General features: G+C 40.8%; 1 protein-coding gene. It reads right to left on the reverse strand.

All coding sequences use genetic code 11. The features are described 5' to 3' along the window. Positions 1–49: 49 nt before the first annotated feature. A complete protein-coding gene (locus A8B84_RS15880) occupies positions 50–712 on the reverse strand; it encodes a hypothetical protein (RefSeq protein WP_064229051.1) in 663 nt (220 codons plus the stop codon). Positions 713–1472 lie beyond the last annotated feature (760 nt).

Consider the following 1472-nt stretch of genomic DNA (forward strand, 5'->3'; position numbering starts at 1 on the left):
TCTGAATACTACGAAAAATTAAAACCTTGATACACCAAAAGTCAAAACTTTAACATTCATATTCCATCTCTCTTTTCACAACATTACTAATAATCACTTCCATTTTATTGCTAATTTCTTCTCCGCATTCTTCAGAAAAAATATAAAATTTGGAGTTAACTGGATCTTCATATCTCAATTTCAAATCAAGCGGATAAGCACCATTTTTTAACAACTGCATTACTCGACAAAAAATATCAACAGAAAAACTTTTAGGATTTTTGGATTCGCTTGCTCGATCATATGACTCACAACGATCCTCAGCCACCCTGTCAATATATGACTCATCCAGAAGAGACATAAGGTAAAACTGCTCTACCCCCTTTGCCCTTACCTTCTGCAATATCTCAAATTGCTCGCAGTCGGGATTCACAATATTGCACATGACAGAGGTTGAAAATAAATAGCACTCAAATAAAACTTTCTCTTCCGTAAGTTCCCTCGTGGCAAGAAACTCATTTTCGAATTTTTCATATACATAACAGGCGAGCAATCGAGCCGCAGTGTTGAACGCTGCTTCGGTTTGGTCCTCAAACACCATTCTCAACAAGGACTCGGAATCACTTTTAGGCCTAAAAGCTAAATGATCTCTAACGGTGTCCCAAGATTCCTTCACTTTTACGAATTTTCTAAAATGACAGACATCCTTTTCTCTCTGCTTTCTAAAAAACATTGAAAGGCCTCCCTACTCATCTCTTTTAACGTAGTCAACGACGACATATCGGGCAAAGCACATACGTGAATTTTTCTTCTGGGTCGGACTTGAGAACCACGGAGTATTGCTCTCTGGTGCTCCCTCCCCTTCATGCAAACGACTCCGCAACTTATTCTTAGCATCTTGAACCATTGAAGCTGTATACACCCAGACGTTCTCTGGGAATCTTCTAACTAACTGTTTTTATTGTTGTTTTTTTTCGAAGAAATGAAGCATGACACGCGTGTCAGAATTTTTTCAAAAAAATCTATATATTTCAATTAGCTATGAACAAAACGCTAGATATGATATCTAACGTGCCCACAAGGCTGTCCAGAGAGAATACCACCAGCTAGACTGACCCGACAGTTTCCACACGGATAGCAAGTTTCCCTGCAAGTCAAAATTAAGGAGTAGTTTTGCCCATCCCTAATGTTAGTGACATTTCTGGATTGATCACCAGTATCACCGCATCTGCGAAAATTGGTACATGTCTTTTGGTCACCACAGCAATGTACTTCATTTCGAAGAGATTCGGACTAGGGGAATGGGAAGCACTGCCGGCATGGTCAGACCCGGTAGCCATGATTTTACTGTGGTGGAGCGCAGTATCGGTGCTCTGGGAGGCTGTACCGCGGGTTTGGAAATTTGGGTTTAACACTACTAAAGCGGTCGTTTACCGGAAGCGCGCAAAGAGAGCCTGTAAATAAATCTGTGTAACTGCCCACCTCACTATAGG

It is taken from the genome of Marinobacter sp. EhC06 (assembly GCF_001650915.1).
Classification (GTDB): domain Bacteria; phylum Pseudomonadota; class Gammaproteobacteria; order Pseudomonadales; family Oleiphilaceae; genus Marinobacter.

Coding starts and splice junctions, on each gene's coding strand:
- A8B84_RS15880 (WP_064229051.1), bottom strand. CDS start 712: ATGTTTTTTAGAAAGCAGAGAGAAAAGGATGTCTGTCATTTTAGAAAA.